Raw genomic sequence first — 4580 nt, 5'->3', positions numbered from 1 at the left:
CGGCCGCTCAGAAAGAGAACCGCTACGCGCTGCCGAATACGCGCTTCCTATTGCATGAACCGCGCGGCGGGTTTGGCGGCCAGGCGTCCGACATCGACATTCAGGTCCGCGAAATCGTGCGCATGCGCGAGCGTCTGAACAAGATTTTTGCCAAGGCAACCGGCCAGACGCTCGAAAAGATCAAGGCCGATACCGATCGCGATCACTGGATGAGCGCAGAAGAAGCTGTCGAATATGGCCTGGTAGGCAAGATCGTGACCAGCCGCAAGGAAGTCAGCTAGACAGGCGCCGCGTCAGGCTGGCGACTTGCTTCGCCTGGTTCCAGAAAACGCTCGATATGGCTTGCCGTGCGCTCGGGGTCTGTGAACGGGAAGAGGTGGCCGGCATCCGGAAGGATGCGGTGCTCTGCCCGCCGGATCATGGCCGATAGCTGAAGCGCATTATTTGGCGGAATGATCCTGTCGCGCGAGCCGGCGAGGATCAGTGTCGGCGCGTCGATTATCGGCAGGAAGCAGAGGCTGGACCAGGCGGCGAAAGATGCGAACTGGTTGATCAGGGCGTGCGCGTCGAGCAGGGCGATGCCGCTCAGATGCGCATTTGAGAAGTCCTCGATCAGATCGTCCATCATCGCGGCAAACGGGTTCATCGTGCGCCACAGGCTCGCTTCGCTCCAGTCGGCCGGTAGCATGGTGTAGCCGGTGCATGTGCCGGCCAGGATCAGCCGGTCAACGCGGGTGCGGTACTGGATCGCGATCTGCTGGGCGAGCGCGCCGCCAAGCGACAGACCCATAAGCTGGAAGCGGGTAAGGCCGAGCTCTTCAAGCAGGCGCACGGCGATCCGCGCAAGGCTTGCGGGCGGCAAAGGCACACTGGTCATCGGTGTGCGCCCGGCGCCCGGCATCTCGATGGCGATAAAGGGGCGCGAGGGGAATTGCTGCGCCAGAGGGGCGGCGATCTCCAGGCTCGAGCCGATCCCGTTCAGGAAGACGAGCGGCAGGCGAGGCGCATCTTCATGCCAGATATGGGCGCGCAGCCGCACACCTGAGGATTGTGTCCAGAGTTCCTGGGGAGGGATGAGCGTGTGTTTCAAGATTAAATTTCGTGCATGATTTGGCAATTGGCCCAAGTTTCAGACGGCAGTTGATGGCCGCTTTTGTCAGTCAATTGGAATGCAAATCCCGCACCAGTTCCAGCCTTGATCCTGTAATGACAACACCAGACCCCGAATAGAAAAAGGGAGACCAAGAAGGTCTCCCTTAAACACTCTACACATATACTCTACTGAAATACGAAAATAGGAGATTCGCAGCAAAAATGCAACACTCCTGTTCAGCCGCCTTGTGGACAACTTTCCGAGGCTGTCCCCTGAAGGCAGTACGCCTGCATCAATCCATCGGCAGTTTATAGGCCTTTCGAACCAGTTTGACAGCAAGCTCTGTCATCAGGTCGAAGGCTTCATCCTCTGCCAGCCGGTGCTCCATGACGAGATCGGACAGGAAGCGCGCATCCATGCGCCGGGCAAGGTCATGGCGCGCCGGGATGGAGAGCAGGGCGCGGGTGTCGTCATTGAAGCCTGCCGTGTTGTAGAAGCCGGCCGTCTCGGTCACCTGGCGGCGGAAGCGCAGCATGCCTTCGGGGCTGTCATGAAACCACCAGGGCGGGCCAAGGCGCAGGCACGGATAATGACCGGCCAGCGGGGCCAGTTCGCGGGCGTAATTGGACTCGTCCAGCGTAAACAGGATGAGCTGGAAGCGCGGATCATTGCCGACCACGTCAAGCAGCGGTTTGAGGCTGTCGACATAGGAGACACGTTGCGGGATGTCGGCGCCCTTGTCGGTGCCGAAGGCCTCGTGGAGCGTGCGATTGTGATTGCGCACGCTGCCCGGATGCAGCTGCATGACGAGCCCGTCCTCAAGGCTCATCCGCGCCATTTCTGTCAGCATCTGCGCCCTGAACAGCTCTTGACGGGCGTCGTCCGCTTTGCCGGACAGGCAGGCCTCGAACAGGTCTGCCGCTTCGCTGTCTGAGAGGTTCGCGGTCAGCGGCGTTGGATGCCCATGATCGCTTGCGGTTGCGCCATGCGCCTTGAAAAAGGCGCGCCGGTCGCGAAGCGCAGCGAGATAGCCGCGCCAGCTGGTCGTGTCCTCGCCGGTGATCTCGCCGAGCCGGGCGATATTGCCTGCAAAGTCCGGCCGGCTTGCATCGATGACATCATCCGGCCGGAAGGTGGTCACGACGCGCTCGCCCCAGCCATCCGCCATGATCTTTGCGTGATGGGTCAGCGGGTCGAGGGCGCCCTCCGTCGTGGCGAGAAAGGCGACATTGAACCGGTCGAGAATGGCGCGCGGCTTGTAGGCGTCGGTCTGCAGCGCCTCGGTGATCGTGTCGTAATAGAGATCGGCTGTGTCCGTCGACAGTCTGACCTCGAGGCCGAACACCTCGCCGAAAACATGATCGAGCCAGATGCGAGACGGGGTGCCACGAAACAGGTAATAATGCTCAGCAAAACGGCGCCAGGCCTCTCTCGGGTCTGCGGCCGGCCCGCCATCTTTGCGCGCGACAGCCAGCGCATCGAGCGGGATGCCCTGGCTGTAGAGCATGCGCAGCACATAGTGGTCCGGCACGAGCAGGAGGTCCGTCGCATTTGAGAAGTTGGCATTGTCTGCAAACCAGGCCGGATCTGTATGGCCATGCGGGCTGATGATCGGCAGGTCCTTGACGGACTGGTAAAGCGCCCGGGCAAGCGTGCGGCGCGCCGGGTCCGGCGAAAAGAAACGGTCCGGATTGAGGGTGAGATCTTGTGTCATTCAGCAATTCCTAATTCGGCCAGCGTCGGTCGAGACGCCGATTGACTCGTGATAGCGATAACAGTTCCATGGCGCGATGAGGAGGGGGCTCTGTCGGGCCGTCGAAGAAGGAGAGGTCAATGACCGCCCGTCTATGTGCAGATAATCTGGGGGCCTTGCCGGGCGAGGTCGGCGTGCCCGCCTATGACCGGGCGAGCACGGTGAGTAGTGTCGTCCATCTCGGCGTCGGCAACTTCCACAGAGGCCATCAGGCCGTCTATTTCGATGATCTGCTGAGCCGGGGTCACAAGGACTGGGCGATATGCGGCGCCTCGCTGAGGCGTGAGACAGCAGCGCAGCAGCTCAACCCGCAAAATGGCCTGTTCACGCTGGTCGAGCAGGAAGGCGATGGCCAGACGGACCGTGTGATCGGATCGATCCAGTCTGTGATCACCGCGCCGCAGGACCCGGCCCGCCTGGTGCGCGAGCTCTGCTCTCCGGCGACCCAGCTGATCACGCTGACCATTACCGAGAAGGGCTATTGCCTCGATCTGTCGACCGGCTCGCTGAATGCCAGCGACAGGGACATTCAGCATGATCTCGCCAACATCCACGCGCCAAAAACGGCGATCGGTTTTCTGGTCTCTGCGCTCGGCACGCGCTGGACCCAGAGGCTTGGCGGGGTAACGATCCTGTCCTGCGATAATTTGCCGGAAAACGGCCTCAGGACGCGCGACGCCGTTCTGTCCTTTGCGCGTGAGATTGACCCGGATCTCGCATCCTGGATCGCGGAGGAGACGCGGTTCCCGTCCTCCATGGTCGACCGGATCGTTCCGGCGACCACGCCCGAAGACGTGGACGCGCTGGAGGCCCGCATCGGCGGCCTACGCGACGAGGCGATGATCAAGACAGAACCGTTCCGCCAATGGGTCGTGGAGGATGATTTTGCATCCGACCGCCCGCCGCTGGAGGAAGTCGGCGTTCAGATGACGTCCGATGTTGCCGCATGGGAGCAGATCAAGCTCAGACTGCTTAACGGGTCTCATTCGGCAATGGCCTATCTCGGCGGGCTGGCCGGCCATCCTTATGTGCATGAGGTGATCGCCGAGCCCCACTTTGTCCGCCTCATCGACCGGCTGTGGGCAGAAGCGGCAGAGACGCTGCGCCCGGTCAGCGGGTTCGACCTTGCCGCCTATGTGCGCTCGCTGAAGGACAGGTTTGCCAATGCGGCGCTCAGGCACAAGACCCATCAGATCGCGATGGATGGCAGCCAGAAACTGCCGCAACGCCTGCTCGAACCGCTGCGGATCAGGACCGAAGCCGGACAGGCATCGCCTGCACTCCTCATGGCCGTGGCAGGCTGGATGCGCTGGCAGGCGGGCGTCGACGATGGGGGCAGGGCGTTCGAGGTGGATGACCCGCTGGCTGGCGCCACGCAGCCGATTGCAAAGCGGCTGTGGCGCGACCCGGACGCCATGGTGCGGGCCATGCTGGAGCTGCAGCAAATCTTCCCCGCCTGGCTCCGCGAGAATGACAACCTCGTAGGCAGCCTGACCAGCGCCTATGGCGATCTCGTGGAGAAGGGCGTTCGCGGTGCTCTGGAGCAGTCCTGACTGGCCCGCTTCGAGCGCTCAATTGCAATTGGTGGTCCGAGGCAACTTCCTGCCTTCGGGCTTAAGCCGCCCCGCTTTGCTGCACCTCTATCTCGATCGAGAAATCAAGACTCTGGCCCGGCGCCAGAGGACGCAGTCCCGTCTCGATCCCATTGTTCAATTCGAAGGCACCATTGATGTG

General features: G+C 62.0%; 4 protein-coding genes. 2 read left to right on the top strand and 2 right to left on the bottom strand.

Annotation, left to right across the window (positions count from 1 at the left end):
* On the top strand, positions 1-281 hold a 281-nt coding region (locus WA989_RS03050; protein ID WP_424339052.1), incomplete at its 5' end, for a ClpP family protease.
* On the opposite strand, the gene WA989_RS03045 is transcribed toward WA989_RS03050, so the two are convergent.
* Positions 278-1090, bottom strand: a complete 813-nt coding sequence (locus WA989_RS03045) for an alpha/beta fold hydrolase (RefSeq protein WP_424339051.1) — start codon at positions 1088-1090, stop codon at positions 278-280. The two genes, WA989_RS03050 and WA989_RS03045, sit on opposite strands and share 4 nt — an antisense overlap.
* A 295-nt stretch (positions 1091-1385) precedes the next feature.
* Positions 1386-2807, bottom strand: a complete 1422-nt coding sequence (gene uxaC, locus WA989_RS03040) for a glucuronate isomerase (protein ID WP_424339050.1) — start codon at positions 2805-2807, stop codon at positions 1386-1388.
* Between the two features lie 119 nt (positions 2808-2926).
* On the opposite strand from uxaC, the gene WA989_RS03035 reads away from it, so the two are divergent.
* On the top strand, positions 2927-4399 hold the full coding sequence (locus tag WA989_RS03035) for a mannitol dehydrogenase family protein (protein ID WP_424339049.1): 1473 nt from the start codon (positions 2927-2929) through the stop codon (positions 4397-4399).
* Positions 4400-4580: the final 181 nt, after the last annotated feature.

The sequence above is a fragment of the Henriciella sp. genome (genome assembly GCF_049649345.1).
In the GTDB taxonomy this organism is placed as follows: Bacteria; Pseudomonadota; Alphaproteobacteria; order Caulobacterales; family Hyphomonadaceae; genus Henriciella.
Note: the sequence above shows the minus strand (reverse complement) of the source record. Positions and strands in the feature narration are given on the sequence as shown.